Annotated in this window: 13 protein-coding genes; 8 read left to right on the top strand and 5 right to left on the bottom strand. The window is 73.9% G+C overall.

Annotated elements, in window-relative coordinates:
• Window positions 1-44 precede the first annotated feature (44 nt).
• From RI578_RS23085 to RI578_RS23075, 3 genes are all read left to right on the top strand, one after another.
• Window positions 45-485, top strand: a complete 441-nt coding sequence (locus RI578_RS23085; protein ID WP_310872849.1) for a nitroreductase family deazaflavin-dependent oxidoreductase — start codon at window positions 45-47, stop codon at window positions 483-485.
• 102 nt (window positions 486-587) lie between these two features.
• The gene (locus RI578_RS23080; protein WP_310872848.1) at window positions 588-3,560 is read left to right on the top strand and encodes a BTAD domain-containing putative transcriptional regulator; all 2,973 of its coding nucleotides are present in this window, start codon (window positions 588-590) and stop codon (window positions 3,558-3,560) included.
• 227 nt (window positions 3,561-3,787) lie between these two features.
• A complete protein-coding gene (locus RI578_RS23075; RefSeq protein WP_310872847.1) occupies window positions 3,788-3,979 on the top strand; it encodes a hypothetical protein in 192 nt (63 codons plus the stop codon).
• A 99-nt stretch (window positions 3,980-4,078) separates the two neighbouring features.
• On the opposite strand, the gene RI578_RS23070 is transcribed toward RI578_RS23075, so the two are convergent.
• Together RI578_RS23070 and RI578_RS23065 are read right to left on the bottom strand one after the other, a co-directional pair.
• Window positions 4,079-6,484 carry a serine/threonine-protein kinase gene (locus RI578_RS23070; protein WP_310872846.1) on the bottom strand — a complete coding sequence of 802 codons (2,406 nt, stop codon included), beginning with the start codon at window positions 6,482-6,484 and terminating at the stop codon, window positions 4,079-4,081.
• 191 nt (window positions 6,485-6,675) lie between these two features.
• The gene (locus RI578_RS23065) at window positions 6,676-7,446 is read right to left on the bottom strand and encodes a VOC family protein (protein WP_310872845.1); all 771 of its coding nucleotides are present in this window, start codon (window positions 7,444-7,446) and stop codon (window positions 6,676-6,678) included.
• 134 nt (window positions 7,447-7,580) lie between these two features.
• On the opposite strand from RI578_RS23065, the gene RI578_RS23060 reads away from it, so the two are divergent.
• A complete protein-coding gene (locus tag RI578_RS23060; protein ID WP_310875835.1) occupies window positions 7,581-8,216 on the top strand; it encodes a TetR family transcriptional regulator in 636 nt (211 codons plus the stop codon).
• 49 nt (window positions 8,217-8,265) lie between these two features.
• On the opposite strand, the gene RI578_RS23055 is transcribed toward RI578_RS23060, so the two are convergent.
• Entirely contained in the window at window positions 8,266-8,718 is a 453-nt protein-coding gene (locus RI578_RS23055) for an Lrp/AsnC family transcriptional regulator (RefSeq protein WP_310872844.1), read from the bottom strand.
• Window positions 8,719-8,800: 82 nt separating this feature from the next.
• On the opposite strand from RI578_RS23055, the gene RI578_RS23050 reads away from it, so the two are divergent.
• From RI578_RS23050 to RI578_RS23040, 3 genes are all read left to right on the top strand, one after another.
• Complete coding sequence (locus RI578_RS23050; RefSeq protein WP_310872843.1) at window positions 8,801-9,439, top strand: LysE family translocator; 639 nt, start codon at window positions 8,801-8,803, stop codon at window positions 9,437-9,439.
• Between the two features lie 113 nt (window positions 9,440-9,552).
• The gene (locus tag RI578_RS23045) at window positions 9,553-9,978 is read left to right on the top strand and encodes a pyridoxamine 5'-phosphate oxidase family protein (RefSeq protein WP_310872842.1); all 426 of its coding nucleotides are present in this window, start codon (window positions 9,553-9,555) and stop codon (window positions 9,976-9,978) included.
• Window positions 9,979-10,009: 31 nt separating this feature from the next.
• Entirely contained in the window at window positions 10,010-10,678 is a 669-nt protein-coding gene (locus RI578_RS23040; RefSeq protein ID WP_310872841.1) for a pyridoxal 5'-phosphate synthase, read from the top strand.
• Window positions 10,679-10,685: 7 nt separating this feature from the next.
• On the opposite strand, the gene RI578_RS23035 is transcribed toward RI578_RS23040, so the two are convergent.
• Window positions 10,686-11,297 (bottom strand): GNAT family N-acetyltransferase, encoded by a 612-nt coding sequence (locus RI578_RS23035; protein WP_310872840.1) that lies wholly within the window; start codon window positions 11,295-11,297, stop codon window positions 10,686-10,688.
• A 102-nt stretch (window positions 11,298-11,399) separates the two neighbouring features.
• On the opposite strand from RI578_RS23035, the gene RI578_RS23030 reads away from it, so the two are divergent.
• Entirely contained in the window at window positions 11,400-12,614 is a 1,215-nt protein-coding gene (locus tag RI578_RS23030; protein ID WP_310872839.1) for an NAD(P)/FAD-dependent oxidoreductase, read from the top strand.
• Between the two features lie 62 nt (window positions 12,615-12,676).
• On the opposite strand, the gene RI578_RS23025 is transcribed toward RI578_RS23030, so the two are convergent.
• Window positions 12,677-13,990, bottom strand: a complete 1,314-nt coding sequence (locus tag RI578_RS23025; RefSeq protein ID WP_310872838.1) for an MFS transporter — start codon at window positions 13,988-13,990, stop codon at window positions 12,677-12,679.
• Window positions 13,991-14,061: the final 71 nt, after the last annotated feature.

Below are 14,061 nucleotides of genomic sequence, written 5' to 3'. Positions count from 1 at the left end.
TCCGGGGAACATGGAGGCACACGAGACGGGAGCGTGAACGAACGATGTCGAAGTCGTCCAACGCCGGGAAGCCGCCCCACGCCCAGAAGCCGCCCTACGCCGAGAAGAAGTACCGGGCCGTCACGGCCGTCCAGCGCCGACTCAACGCCGTCCTGCGCCGCCTGCCGAGCCAGACCCTGCTGGAGACCACCGGCCGCGCCTCCGGCCTCCCCCGCCGCACGCCGGTCGGCGGGCGCCGCGTGGGCGACTCCTTCTGGCTGGTGTCGGAGTTCGGCGAGCGGTCCCAGTACGTCCGCAACATCCGGGCCGACCCGCGGGTACGGGTACGGATCCGGGGTAGCTGGCACCCGGGGACGGCCCACCTCCTCCCCGACGACGACCCGATCGCGCGCCTGCGGCGCCTCCCCCGCTTCAACAGCCTCGCGGTGCGGGCCATGGGGGTCGGGACGGGGCTGCTGACGGTGCGGGTGGACCTGGAGAGGTGAGGGAGCAGGTGAGGGACCTGTGATCGGCGTCTCCCACGGCTGACGAGGTCGGCATGAACAAGGCAAACTGACGTAGTTGCTCAGGATGTCTAGGGGGACTGCATGGACGGTGTACCGCGGGTACCGGAGCAGCGGCGTCCCGGGTCCCCGGCGGAACCGGACGAGTCGACGGCGCTGCGTTTCGGGGTGCTCGGACCCGTACGCGCCTGGCGCGGCGAGGAACCGCTGGCCACCGGCTCCCCGCAGCAGCGCGCCCTGCTGGCCGCACTGCTGCTCCGCGAGGGCCGTACGGCCACGGCCGCCGAACTGATCGACGCCCTGTGGGGCGAGGAACCTCCGTCGCAGGCGCTGGCGGCGCTGCGCACGTACGCGTCCCGGCTGCGGAAGGTGCTGGACCCCGGGGTCCTGGTGAGCGAGTCGGGCGGGTACGCCGTGCGGGGCCTGGGCGAGGGGGCGCTGGACCTGGCCGCCGTCCAGGACCTGGCCGCCGAGGCGGAGAAGGCGCGGGCCGCCGGGAACCTGTGCCACGCCCGTGACCTGCTGCGCCGCGCGCTGGCGCGGTGGGACGGCGAGGTGCTGGCGGGCGTCCCGGGCCCCTACGCGGAGGCGCAACGCGTCCGCCTGGAAGAGTGGCGGCTCCAACTCCTCGAAACCTGCCTCGACATGGACCTGGAGCAGGGCTGCCACGCCGAGGCGGTCTCGGAGCTCACGGCCCTCACGGCGGCGCACCCCCTGCGCGAACGCCTGCGCGAACTGCTGATGCTGGCCCTCTACCGCAGCGGACGCCAGGCCGAGGCCCTCGCCGTCTACGCCGACACGCGGCGCCTGCTCGCCGACGAACTGGGCGTCGACCCGCGCCCCGGCCTCCGGGAACTCCAGCAGCGCATCCTCCGGGCCGACCCGGGTCTGGCCGAGCCGTCGGCACCGGCCGCGGAGACGGTGGTGGCCCCGGTCCGCCCGGCCCAGCTGCCCGCCTCGGTCTCGGACTTCACCGGCCGGGCGTCCTTCGTGCGCGAGCTGAGCGACGTACTGGCCTCCGCCTCCGGCGAGAAGCACGCGGGCCGCGTGATGGCGGTCTCCGCGCTGGCCGGCATCGGCGGCGTCGGCAAGACGACCCTGGCGGTGCACGTCGCCCACCAGGCGCGGGCCGCCTTTCCCGACGGGCAGTTGTACGTCGACCTCCAGGGCGCGGGCGCGCGGGCGGCGGAACCGGAGACGGTACTGGGCTCCTTCCTGCGTGCCCTGGGCACGGCCGACGCGGCCGTACCGGACTCCCTGGAGGAGCGGGCCGCCCTGTACCGCTCCGTCCTGGACGGCCGCCGCGTCCTCGTCCTCCTCGACAACGCCCGGGACGCCGCACAGGTACGCCCGCTGCTGCCCGGTACGGACGGCTGCGCGGCGCTGGTGACGTCGCGGGTGCGGATGGTGGACCTCGCGGGGGCGCATCTGATCGACCTGGACGTGATGTCCCCGGAGGAGGCGCTGGCCCTCTTCACGAAGATCGTCGGCGAGGAGCGGGTGGCCTCGGAGCGGGAGGCGGCGCTGGACGTGGTGGGGGCGTGCGGCTTCCTGCCGCTGGCGATCCGCATCGCGGCGTCGCGGCTGGCCGCCCGGCGCACATGGACGGTGTCGGTGCTGGCGGCCAAGCTGGCGGACGAGCGACGCCGCCTGGACGAACTCCAGGCCGGCGACCTGGCCGTCAAGGCCACCTTCGAACTGGGCTACGGCCAACTGGAACCGGCCCAGGCCCGCGCCTTCCGGCTGCTGGGGCTCGCGGACGGCCCGGACATCTCCCTCGCGGCGGCGGCGGCCGTACTGGACCTCCCGGCGGAGGACACCGAGGACCTCCTGGAGTCCCTGGTGGACACGTCGCTGCTCGAATCGGCGGCACCGGGCCGGTACCGGCTCCACGACCTGGTCCGCCTCTACGCGCGTGCGTGCGCGGAGCGCGACGAGCATCCGCCGAGCGAGCGGGGGGCGGCGCTGTCGCGGCTGCTGGACTTCTATCTGGCCACGGCGGCGGCGGTCTACGCGATCGAGCGGCCCGGGGACCGGCTGGTGGACGGCCTGGAGCCGACGGAGTACCCCGGGCTCACGTTCGACGACGGTTCGGCGGCGCTGGACTGGCTGTACAGCGAGGCGGCGCCGCTGCTCGCGTGCGTGCGGCAGTGCGCCGGAACGGCCAGGCTGCGGCGGGCGGTGGACCTGCTGTGGGCGGCCAAGGACCTGACGGAGTCCGGTGCCAACTCCCACCAGTACGAGACGACGGCACGCGCGATGTGCGACGCCACCGAGGACGCCGGGGACGCGCGCGCGCAGGGCCGGGCCCGGACCACCCTCACCAACGTCCTGCTGGTCTCCGGCCGCATCCAGCAGGCCGCCGAACAGGCGGAGTCGGCCATGACGCTGGCGGAGTCCGCGCGGGACACGACCGCCGTGAGCTGGGTCGCCAACGACCGGGGGCTCATCTCGCTGCACCAGGGCCGGTACGCGGACGGACGGGCCTTCCTGGAGCAGGCCATCGACGGGTACCGGGCAGCCGACAACCGGGCCGGCGAAGCGCTCAGCCTGTGCAACCTCTCCCGCGCACACCTGGGTATGGGCAACACCGAGAAGGCGGTGGCCATCGCGCACCGCGGACTGACCGCACAGCTCGACATCGGCCGGACCATGCGCCTCGCCAACGGACACTTCACGCTGGGCATCGCGCTGACCGCGGCCGGCCGCCACAGCGAGGCGCTCCAGCAGTTCTCCGACGCCCTGTGCATCTTCGAGACCCACCGGCAGCGCCTGTGGCAGGGAACGACCAACTTCCGCATCGCCGAGGTGCACCTGGCCGCCCGCCGGCCCGCGCAGGCGGCCCGGCACTCGGAGCAGGCGCTGGCGCTGGGATGCATCGGTGGCGACCGGATGCGGGGCAACGTCCTGACGCTGCTGGGACGTTCCCTGTCCGCACTCGGACAGGTGGACAGGGCGAAGGCGTGCTGGCAGGAGGCCCTCAACCTGCTCCAGCAGTGCGGCGCGCCGCAGGCGGACGAGGTGCGGGCACTCCTCTCGCCGCTGACGGCCGCCTGAACCGGCCCTGTGGGGCGTGCGGGTGGGGCCTGCGGCTGGGACGTTCAGCATTCGTTTATCGCCCTCGGGCACTGTCGTTCCTGTCACACCGTCGCGTCGGGGGGCAGGCGGGGTGGCCGGGAGCCCGGGAAGTATCGTGCGGCTCCGAACGCCCGTCCGGCGGCCCACGGGGGAGCTACCGGACGGGCGTTGCTCACTCGCCGACACCGCAGCAAAGGACTGATGACATGAGCGACAAGAAGACGGACGCGGAGATCACCCCGCAGGACAACGCCATGCCCACGCCGCCGGCGAACGACGAGACCGTCACCACGCTCGACAACGCCATGCCCAGCGGGCCCGCCCATGACGCCATCAGGACGATGGACAACGCCATGCCGGCCCCGCCCGCCCTGGACCTGGACGGCGACGGCAAGTAGACCTTTCTTCCCACACGGGGATCGGCCGCGGCGGCGCGGAGGGGAGCCGCCGCGGCCGACGTGTGTCCGGGCCGCGGCCGGTGTGCGCGCGGTCCGGACTCAGGTGGTGCGGGCCGTCCCGGTGCCCTTCTCCGCGTCCAGCGCGTACACGCAGCGGTCCTTGCTGCACGCGTACACGATGCCGTCGCGGACGACCGGGGAGCCGGTGATCTCGCCGCCGGTCGCCAGCTTCCAGCGGAGGCGGCCGTCGTCGGCCTTGAGCGTGTAGAGCAGGTGGTCGGTCGAGCCGAAGTGGATGCGGCCCTCGGCCACCGCGGGGGCGCCCACGATGTCGCCGCCCGCCTGGAAGCGCCACTTGGGAGTGCCGGTGACCGCGTCCAGGGTGTAGAGCCCCTTGCCGCTGCCCACGTGGACGTGGCCGGCGGCCACCAGGACCGGGTCGGTCGAGGAGCGGGCCTCGGTGGCGATGCGCCAGCGGTCGCGGCCGTCGGTGGCGTCGAGGGCGTAGACCGTGCCGAGGTAGTCGGCCAGGTAGACGCCGCCGCCGGTCACCGCGGGGCCCGGCACGAAGGTGGGCGGGGCGAGGAAGACCGCCGGGGCCTCGAAGTGCCAGCGGACGTGGCCGGTGGTGACCTCCAGGGCGAGGGCCCGGGTGCCGGCACAGACGTAGACGTATCCGTCGGGTGCCTGGGCGACGCGGACCGGCACCCCGCCGCAGGAGGCGGCGTCGCCGATCGGGTACGACCAGCGCTCGTCGCCGGTCCGGGCGTCCAGGGCGCGCAGCCGGGCGTCCTGCCAGACGTACACCGTGCCTTCGTGCAGGGCCGCGCCCGCCTCCGGGGACTCGAAGTCGGTCTGGGCGCCGGTGATCTCCCACAGCTTCTGGCCGCCCGAGGCCTCCCAGCCCTGCACGCCGCCGCCGCGGGTGGCGGTGACCACGGTGCCGCGGGACGCCTGCAGCGAGTACACCCAGGCGTCCGTCTGCAGGCGCCACAGGTCGGCGCCCTCGCGGGCGTCCAGGGCGAAGAGGGTCGGGCCGTCGGAGGCGTGGATACGGCCGTCCGCGACCGCCATCGACCAGGCGACGTCCCGGGTCTTGAAGCGGCGGCGCCCGGTGGCCACGTCCAGGGCGTGCACCTCGAAGGAGGTGACGTAGACGAGGTCCCCGGCGACGGACGGCGTGCCCCAGACGTCGTTGGACATGCGGAAGCGCCAGGGGCGCCAGCCCGCCGGTGACGCCTCGGGAGGCGCGGTGGGGGCGGGCGGGGCCGCCGCCGGTACGGCGGGGTCGGCGCCGTTGACGCCGGGGCGCGGGCGGGACCAGGACGCGGCGAGGGCGGACTCCGGCGGGGGTGCGGCGACCGCCGCGGAGCGCATGTCGGCGACGCGCGGGCCGGGGCCGATGGGCACCGAGCCGCCGGCCAGCCGGACCGGGCCGGAGTCGGGGGCGCCGACGGGCGCGGGCACCGGCGGTCCGTGCACGGGCGGCGCCGGTACGACGGGGTCGTGCGAGGGCGGGGGCGGCAACACGGGCGCGGGCACGGCGGGGCGGGCGCCGGCCGGGCCACCGCCGCGTCCGCCGCCCGTCGCGGCGGGCTTGACCGGGGGGCGCCCGTTGCGGCGGCCCTCGATCAGGCCCACCGCCCGCTCGGGCAGCCACGCCGACGCCGTACCGCTGTCGTCGGAGCCGGAGCCGAACAGGTGCGGGGCGAGCTGCGCCTGGAGGTCGGCGGGGTTGGGGCGGCCGGTCGCCTCCATCTGCATGCAGGACTCGATGAGCGGGCGCAGCTCGTCCGGGAGCCCTTCCAGGTCCGGGCCCTCGCGCAGCAGCATGAAGACCGTCTCGACCGGGTTGGCACCGTGGAACGGCGGGTGCCCGGTGGCGGCGAAGACCAGCATGGAGCCGAGCGAGAACACGTCGCTCGCGCCGGTGACGCTGCGGGAGTCCTTCGCCTGCTCCGGGGACATGTAGGCGGGGGTGCCGACGGCGACGTTCGTCATCGTCAGACGGGTGTTCGAGACGCCGGACGCGATGCCGAAGTCGATCACCCGGGGGCCGTCCTCGACGACGAGGACGTTGGAGGGCTTGAGGTCGCGGTGGACGAGTCCGGCGCCGTGGATCGACTGGAGCGCCTCCGCCACGCCCGCCGCCAGCCAGCGCACCGCCTGGGCCGGCAGCGGCCCGCACTCGTTCACTATCTCCTCGAGGGAGGGTGCGGGAACGTAGGCCGTGGCCAGCCACGGGACCGCCGCGCGGGGGTCGGCGTCGACCACCGCCGCCGTGTAGAAGCCGGAGACCGCGCGGGCCGCCTCCACCTCGCGCGTGAAGCGGACGCGGAACAGCTGGTCCTCCGCCAGCTCCGTGCGGACCGTCTTGATCGCCACGCGCCGGCCGGACGCCGAGCGCGCGAGATAGACCAGCCCCATGCCGCCGGCGCCGAGCCGGCCCAGCACCTCGAACGGCCCGATCCGCCGCGGATCGTGCTGCGTCAGCTGATCCACCACTTGCCTGCCACCTCCCCGTACGGGCCGCGCCACCCACATATGTACGCGACCGAAGTGCAGCGTCTCACCACCGCACCTCCGTGGCGCCACGCACCCCGATTCTTCCTGTCCGAGGCGCTGGTGGCGAACCTGGGGACAATCGGGGTGTCTCACCCGATCCCGGACATAGGGTCACGGTCCCGCGGACCCGTTCAGCGTTGCAGCAGCGCGAACGACGCCCCCTGGTCGTCCGAGACCACGGCCACCCCGCCGTACGACGTCTCGAACGGCGGAACCCGTACCCGCCCGCCGAGCCGGGCCACCGCACCGAGCGCGGCCTCGACGTCCCCGACCAGGAAGTGGACGAGGAAGTGCGGCGGCATCTGGGCGGGGAAGACGGAGGAGACCGGGGCGCGGCCGAAGTCGGGGGCGGCCTCCGGGCCGAAGAGGGCGTCGTGGAAGAGGTCGCCGTAGAAGGTGTTGGCGGCCTCGGTGTCCCGGGTGTACAGCTCGGCCCAGGTGAAGGTGCCCGGCTCGTGCCGGCGCCCGAAGCCGGGGTGGCCGGCCGGCTGCCACAGGGCGAAGACCGCTCCGTCGGGATCGGCGGCGAGCGCGGTGGTGCCCAGGCCGCCGACCGGGTGGGGCGGGGTGACGACCTGCCCGCCGCCCGCCCGGATCCGCTCGGCCAGTGCCGCCGCGTCCGGGGTGTGGAAGTACACGGACCACACGGTGGGCATCCGGCCGTCCGTCTTGCGGACCAGGGCCGCGACGGGCTCGCCGTCCAGCCGCGCCCACACCCACTCGCCCGCCGCCGCATCGGCCTGCTCCTCGAAGGTCCAGCCGAAGAGCTCGCCGTAGAACCGCTTGCCCGCCGCCACGTCGGAGAGGTGTGCGTCCACCCAGCAGGGAACGCCTTCCGGGTGTGCGGACACCTCGCCCGGGTCGCCGGACGTCCGCTTCGCTGATGCCCCGTTTTCGGCCATGCCGTCAAAGTAACCGCGCCGCCCGCACCGCGCAGACCAGGCACACCAGCCTCTCGACGCTCGCGCACCCCATTTGCAGTCGGCCGAATCGCGCTCGGATCACCCGTCGGTAAGCTGACGGCATGACAGGACAAGTGCGTACCGTCGACGGCCGCGTGGCCGGTCGACGTGGGCAGGCGACCAGGCAGAAACTGCTCGACTGCCTCAGCGAAATGCTCAGCTCCTCCCCCTATCGCGATGTCAAAGTCATCGATGTCGCCCGCAAGGCCGGCACGTCGCCCGCGACCTTCTACCAGTACTTCCCGGACGTCGAGGGCGCCGTCCTGGAGATCGCCGAGCAAATGGCCGCCGAGAGCACCGGGTTGGCCGAGCTGACGGCGGGCCGCTCCTGGGTCGGCAAGGCCGGCTGGCAGACGGCGCAGGAACTCGTCGACGGTTTCCTGGAGTTCTGGCGGAAGAACGACGCGATTCTCCGGGTGATCGACCTGGGCGCGGCGGAGGGCGACAAGCGGTTCTCCAAGATCCGGATGAAGATCCTGAACTCGGTGAACTCCTCCCTCGCGGACTCCGTCGCCGAACTGCAGGCCAAGGGCAAGGTCGACAAGGACGTGAACCCGGCGGCGATCTCCGGTTCGCTGGTCGTCATGCTCGCGGCCGCCGCGTCGCACCAGAAAGGATTCTCCTCCTGGGGCGTCAAGCAGGCCGAACTCAAGCCAAACCTGGCCCTGTTGATGTATCTGGGCGTCACCGGCAAGAAGCCCACCAAGTAGCGGTACGCCCGGCAGCCTGTCATCCGGGCCGCGCGCGCCGCGCGCCGCGCTACGCCGGCAGCGGCCGGTCCTGCACCACGTGCTTCATCACCAGCGTCGACGTCAGCCGCTGCACCCCGGGCAGGGTGGCGAGCCGCTCGTCGTAGAGCCGCTGGTAGGCCGCCAGGTCGGCGGCGACCACGCGCAGCAGGTAGTCCGGCTCCCCGAACAGCCGCTGCGCCTCCACCACCTCCGCCACCTCGCTGACCGCCCGCTCGAACTCGGCGACCGTGTCCCGGTCCTCCTGCCGCATCGACACGAAGACCAGCGCCTCGAAGTTCAGCCCCACGGCGGCCGGGTCCACCACCGCCCGGTAGCCGCCGATGGCCCCCGACCGCTCCAGCTCACGCAGCCGCCGGTGACACGGTGAGACGCTCAGCCGCACCCGCGCGGCCAGCTCGGTCACGGTCAGCCGCCCGTCCTGCTGCAGCTCGGCAAGAATCTTCCGGTCCATGTCGTCCACGGGGCAGATTCTTCCACTGCACGCGCTCACCGGGGAAAACTTCGGGAACACCTTCGGGACGTATGCGCCTAATCTTCCCGGCATGGACTCGGGACTCCTCATCTCCTTCCTCGCCCTGGACCTCCTGCTGGTGTGCGTGCCGGGCGCGGACTGGGCGTACGCCATCACGGCCGGGCTGCGCGACCGGTCGGTGACGTGGGCGGTGGGCGGCCTGGTCGCCGGGTACGCGCTGCACACCCTGCTGGCGGCGGCCGGGCTGGCGGTGCTGGTGGCCGGGTCGCCGGGTCTGCTCACGGTGCTGACGGTGGCGGGGGCGGCGTACCTGGTGTGGCTGGGGTGGTCGGTGCTGCGCCGGCCCGGCACTCCGGGGGCGGCCGCGCAGGACGGCCCGGCCGCCGCGGAGGGCGGCTCCCGGGCCCGGGTGTTCCTGCGCGGTGCCACGATCAGCGGGCTCAACCCGAAGGGCCTGCTGCTCTACCTGTCCGTGCTGCCGCAGTTCCTGGTCACCCGGGGTGCGCACCTGCCGGTGCCCGTGCAGACTGTCGTCCTGGGACTGCTGCACATGGCGTGCTGTGCCGCCGTCTACCTCACGGTCGGTGTCGCCGCCCGTGCCGTCCTGGGCGCGCGCCCGGCCGCGGCCCGCGCGGTCACCCGTACGTCGGGCGCCGCGATGCTGGGCATCGGGGCGTTCCTGTTGGTGCAGCGGCTGGCGTTGTCCTGACGGACGTCCGGCGGGAGAGCGATGTCCTGACGGACGCCTGACGGGGAACAGCCGTGTGCCCGGCCGGTGTTGAGCCAAGACAACGACGTCCGTACCCGCTGGAGGAGACCGGAATGGCCCTGACCCGCGAAGAGCGTGAGAAGTTCCTGGCCGAGCCCCACATCGCGGCGCTCGCGGTCGACGCGGGAGCGGGCCGCGCCCCGCTGACCGTGCCGATCTGGTACCAGTACGAGCCCGGCGGCGACGTATGGATCATGACCGGTCTCGACAGCCGCAAGAACGAGCTGATCAAGGCGGCGGGCCGGTTCTCCCTGATGGTCGACCGGCTGGAGCCCACCATCCGGTACGTGTCGGTGGAGGGGCCGGTCGTCGAGACGGTCACCGCCACCGAGGACGACCTGCGGGAGATCACCGCCCGCTACCTCCCCGCCGAGAAGGTCGACGGCTACGTCGCCTTCGCCTCCGCGAACCACGGCGAGCAGGTCATCGTCCGCATGCGGCCCGAGCGCTGGGTCTCCTCCGACCTCGGCTCGGTGTGAACCGGGGCCCGGCGCCCGTGACAATCGGGGCATGGGAACCGATCTTCACGAGTCGCTGAGGTCGCTGCGGGTGTGGGATCCCGCGGTCACCGAACTGCCGCCCTTCGACCCGGCCACCGCGCCCGGCGATCCCCTGGCCCTGTTCACGGCGTGGTTCGCCGAGGCGGTGGCCGCCGGTCAGAGCGAGCCGCACACCGTGTCGCTGGCGACGGCGGACGCGGAGGGCCTGCCGGACGTACGCGTCGTGATGCTGCACGGTGCGGACGCGGACGGCTGGTCCTTCGCCACGCACGCCGACAGCCGCAAGGGCCGCCACCTCGCCGCCCGCCCGTACGCCGCGCTCGTCTTCTACTGGCCGGTGCTGGGCCGCCAGGTGCGCCTGCGCGGCCCGGTCGCCGTCGCCCCGGCCGACGTGGCGCACGCCGACCTGCACGCGCGGTCGACGGGCGCCCTGGCCGCCGCCCTCACCGGTCGGCAGAGCGCCGACCTGGACTCGCCGGACGAGCTGGCCCGTGCCTCCGAGGCGGCCTGGGAGCGGGCCGGCCGGGAGCCGGACGCGCCCGTCCCGTCCTGGACGCTGTACCGGCTGCTCCCCGACGAGGTGGAGTTCTTCCAGGGCGACGCCCGCCGCCGCCACGTACGGCTGGCCTACCGGCGGACGGAGGAAGGCGGCTGGGGCACGCGGCTGCTGTGGCCGTGAGCGACGGTCACCGAGCGGCGGGCGCCGAGGGCTCCGGGTCCGTCGCCAGCCGCGCGTGCAGATGCGCGTCGCGGAACGTGTCGTGCCGGCCGGCCTCGAACATCGCCCCGCGCATCGTGCCCTCGTAGGCGTAGCCGCAGCGTTCGGCGATCCGGCAGGAGGCGTCGTGGCCGACCGCGTGACCCAGTTCCAGGCGGTACAGGCCGAGTTCCGCGAAGGCCCAGCGCGACGCGAGGAGCAGGGCGCGGGAGGCGACCCCCCGGCCGCGGGCCTCGGGGAGCACCCAGTAGCCGACCCGTGCCAGCTTCAGCGGCAGGTTGATCTCGTTGACGCCGATGTGGCCCAGCACCGTGCCGCTCGCCTCGTCCGTGATCCGGAACGACGCGGACCTGCCCTGCCCGGCGTCCCGGGCGCGGGCGCGCAGCGACTCACGGGCGCCGGCGAGGTCCGTCCACAGCCTGAGCGGTGTGTTCCAGCGCTGGAACTCGGGGTCCAGGCAGCCGCGCAGCCACGTCTCGGCGTCGGCGTCGGAGCCGGCGTCCCAGGACCGGAGGTGGAGGCCGTGTCCGCGCGGTTCGGTGAGGGAGGGCGCGAGGGTCTGCATGCGTGTGTGGGCCATCGAGCCATTCAATCCGACCGCCGGCGGTGGTCGTGACCGATCCGCAACCGATTCCGCTCTTGACCGAGACCCATCAACCACAAGCATGATTACGCTCGCCGCATGGCCGACTCCACAGCGTCCGCTGAACCGCAGCCCGCACACCCCGCGGACCGTCCCGTGTACGTCATAGGCGCCGGTCCCGGCGGCCTCGCCGTCGCCCACGCGCTGCGCGCGCGGGGTCTGCGGGCCGTCGTCCTGGAGCGGGCCGACCACGTCGGCGCCTCCTGGCGGCGCCACTACGACCGGCTGCGCCTGCACACCACCCGCCGCCTCTCGGCGCTGCCCGGTCTGCCGATGCCGCGCCGCTTCGGTCGGTGGGCGGCCCGGGACGACGTGGTGCGGTACCTGGAGAGGTACGCCGAACACCACAAGCTGGAGATCGTCACCGGTGTCGAGGTCTTCCGCGTCGAGCGCGCGCCCGACGGCGCCGGCTGGCTGCTGCACGCCTCGGGCGGCCGCGAGCTGACCGGCGCCGCGGTCGTGGTCGCCACCGGCTACAACCACACCCCGCGCCTGCCGGACTGGCCCGGCCGGGACACCTACACCGGCGAGGTCCGGCACGCCGCCGAGTACCGGAACGCGGCCCCGTACGCCGGCCGTGACGTCCTGGTCGTCGGCGTCGGCAACACCGGCGCCGAGATCGCCGTGGACCTGGTGGAGGGCGGGGCCGCCCGGGTCCGGCTGTCCGTGCGCACCGCGCCCCACATCGTCCGCCGCTCCACCGCCGGCTGGCCCGCCCAGTACAGCGGCGTCCTCGTACGGCGGCTGCCGACCCGCCTCGTGGACCGGCTCGCCCGGCCGCTGGCCAGGATCAGCACGCCCGACCTGTCGGCGCACGGGCTGCCCCGCCCGGACACCGGCCTCCTCACCCGGGTCGCCGAGGGCGCCGTCCCGGTGCAGGACGTCGGCCTGATCGACGCGGTGCGCGGCGGCCGGGTGGAGATCGTGGCCGCCGTCGACGGCTTCGAGGACGGCAAGGTGGTCCTCGCCGACGGCACCCGCGTCGCCCCGGACGCCGTGCTCGCCGCCACCGGCTATCTCCGGGGCCTGGAGGGACTGGTCGGCCACCTCGGCGTGCTCGACGCCCGCGGCGGACCGGCCGTGCGGGGCGCCCACTGTCCCGACGACGCCCCCGGCCTGTACTTCACCGGCTTCACCAACCCGATCAGCGGCATGCTCCGCGAACTGGCGCTGGACGCGGCGCGGATCGCGAGGGCGGTGGCGAAGAGGGACGGAGGGAGGGACGCGGGCCGGATCTCGCGGCTGCCGGGCTGAGGGGCGCGGCGGGGCGGCGGGGGCGTCGTCTTCCGTCCCGTGCCGGGGCAGCCACGCCCCGGTCACGACAGGGCGGTCACCGGTGCCGGGCGGCGCCGGATCACCAGTGCCATCAGTGCCGCCGCCGCGCACAGGGCGCCGGAGGCGATCCAGACCACGTCGTAGGAGCCGAAGGCGTCGCGGGCGACGCCGCCGAGGAAGGCGACGAGGGCGGCGCCGACCTGGTGGGAGGCGAGGACCCAGCCGAAGACGATCGCGCTGTCGTCGCCGTAGTGCTCGCGGCACAGGGCGAGGGTGGGCGGGACGGTGGCGACCCAGTCGAGGCCGTAGAAGACGATGAAGAAGATCATCGGGGGATGGACGCTGGGCGCGAGGAGGAGGGGGAGGAAGAGGAGGGAGACGCCGCGCAGGGCGTAGTAGACGGCGAGCAGGCGGCGCGGTTCGAAGCGGTCGGTGAACCAGCCGGAGGCGATGGTGCCGACCACGTCGAACACGCCGATCACGGCGAGCAGCGACGCGGCGGTCGTCAGCGGCATGTGGTGGTCGTGGGCGGCGGGGATGAAGTGGGTCTGGATCAGGCCGTTGGTCGAGGCGCCGCAGATCGCGAAGGTGCCGGCCAGCAGCCAGAACGGGCCGGTGCGGGCGGCGGAGAAGAGGACCTTGAGTGCGCGGCGGGCGGCGCCGGGCACGGGGGCGGGCTTGGGCACGAACTCCTGGGCGCCATAGGGCTTCTGGCCCACGTCCGCCGGGTGGTCGCGCAGGAGGAGCCAGACGAAGGGGACGACGGCGAGGGCGGCCAGGGCGACGGTGACGGCCGCGGGGCGCCAGTCGTACGTCTCGACGATCCAGGACAGCAGCGGCAGGAAGATCAGCTGCCCGGAGGCCGAGGCGGCGGTGAGGACGCCGGTGACCAGGCCGCGCCGCTCGGTGAACCAGCGGTTGGTGACGGTGGCCGCGAAGGCCAGCGCCATCGAGCCGGAGCCGAGGCCGACCAGCAGGCCCCAGCAGAGGATCAGTTGCCAGGCGGAGTCCATCCACACCGTCGCGCCCGAGCCGAGCGCGATGACGATCAGGGCGACGGCGACCACGCGCCGGATGCCGAAGCGGTCCATCAGCGCCGCGGCGAAGGGGGCGGTCAGCCCGTAGAGCGCGAGGTTGACGGAGACGGCGGCGCCGATCGTGCCGCGCGACCAGCCGAACTCCTGGTGGAGCGGGTCGATGAGGATGCCGGGCAGGGAGCGGAAGGCGGCGGCGCCGATGATCGTCACGAACGTGACGGCGGCGACCCACCAGGCACGGTGCACCCGGGCACGGCGGCGCGGGCGGGCGGGCTCCGGCCGGTGTACGGATGCTGCGGCGTCGGTTGTCTGGGGCACGTCATTGAGCTTCCGATGCGCGATCCGTCCGATCCAGTGGCCCGAAAGACAGTGTTCGCTAGGATCGGGCC

Source organism: Streptomyces sp. BB1-1-1, from assembly GCF_031597775.1.
GTDB classification, from domain to species: Bacteria; Actinomycetota; Actinomycetes; order Streptomycetales; family Streptomycetaceae; genus Streptomyces; species Streptomyces thinghirensis.
This window is presented reverse-complemented; position numbering and strand designations above follow the sequence as displayed.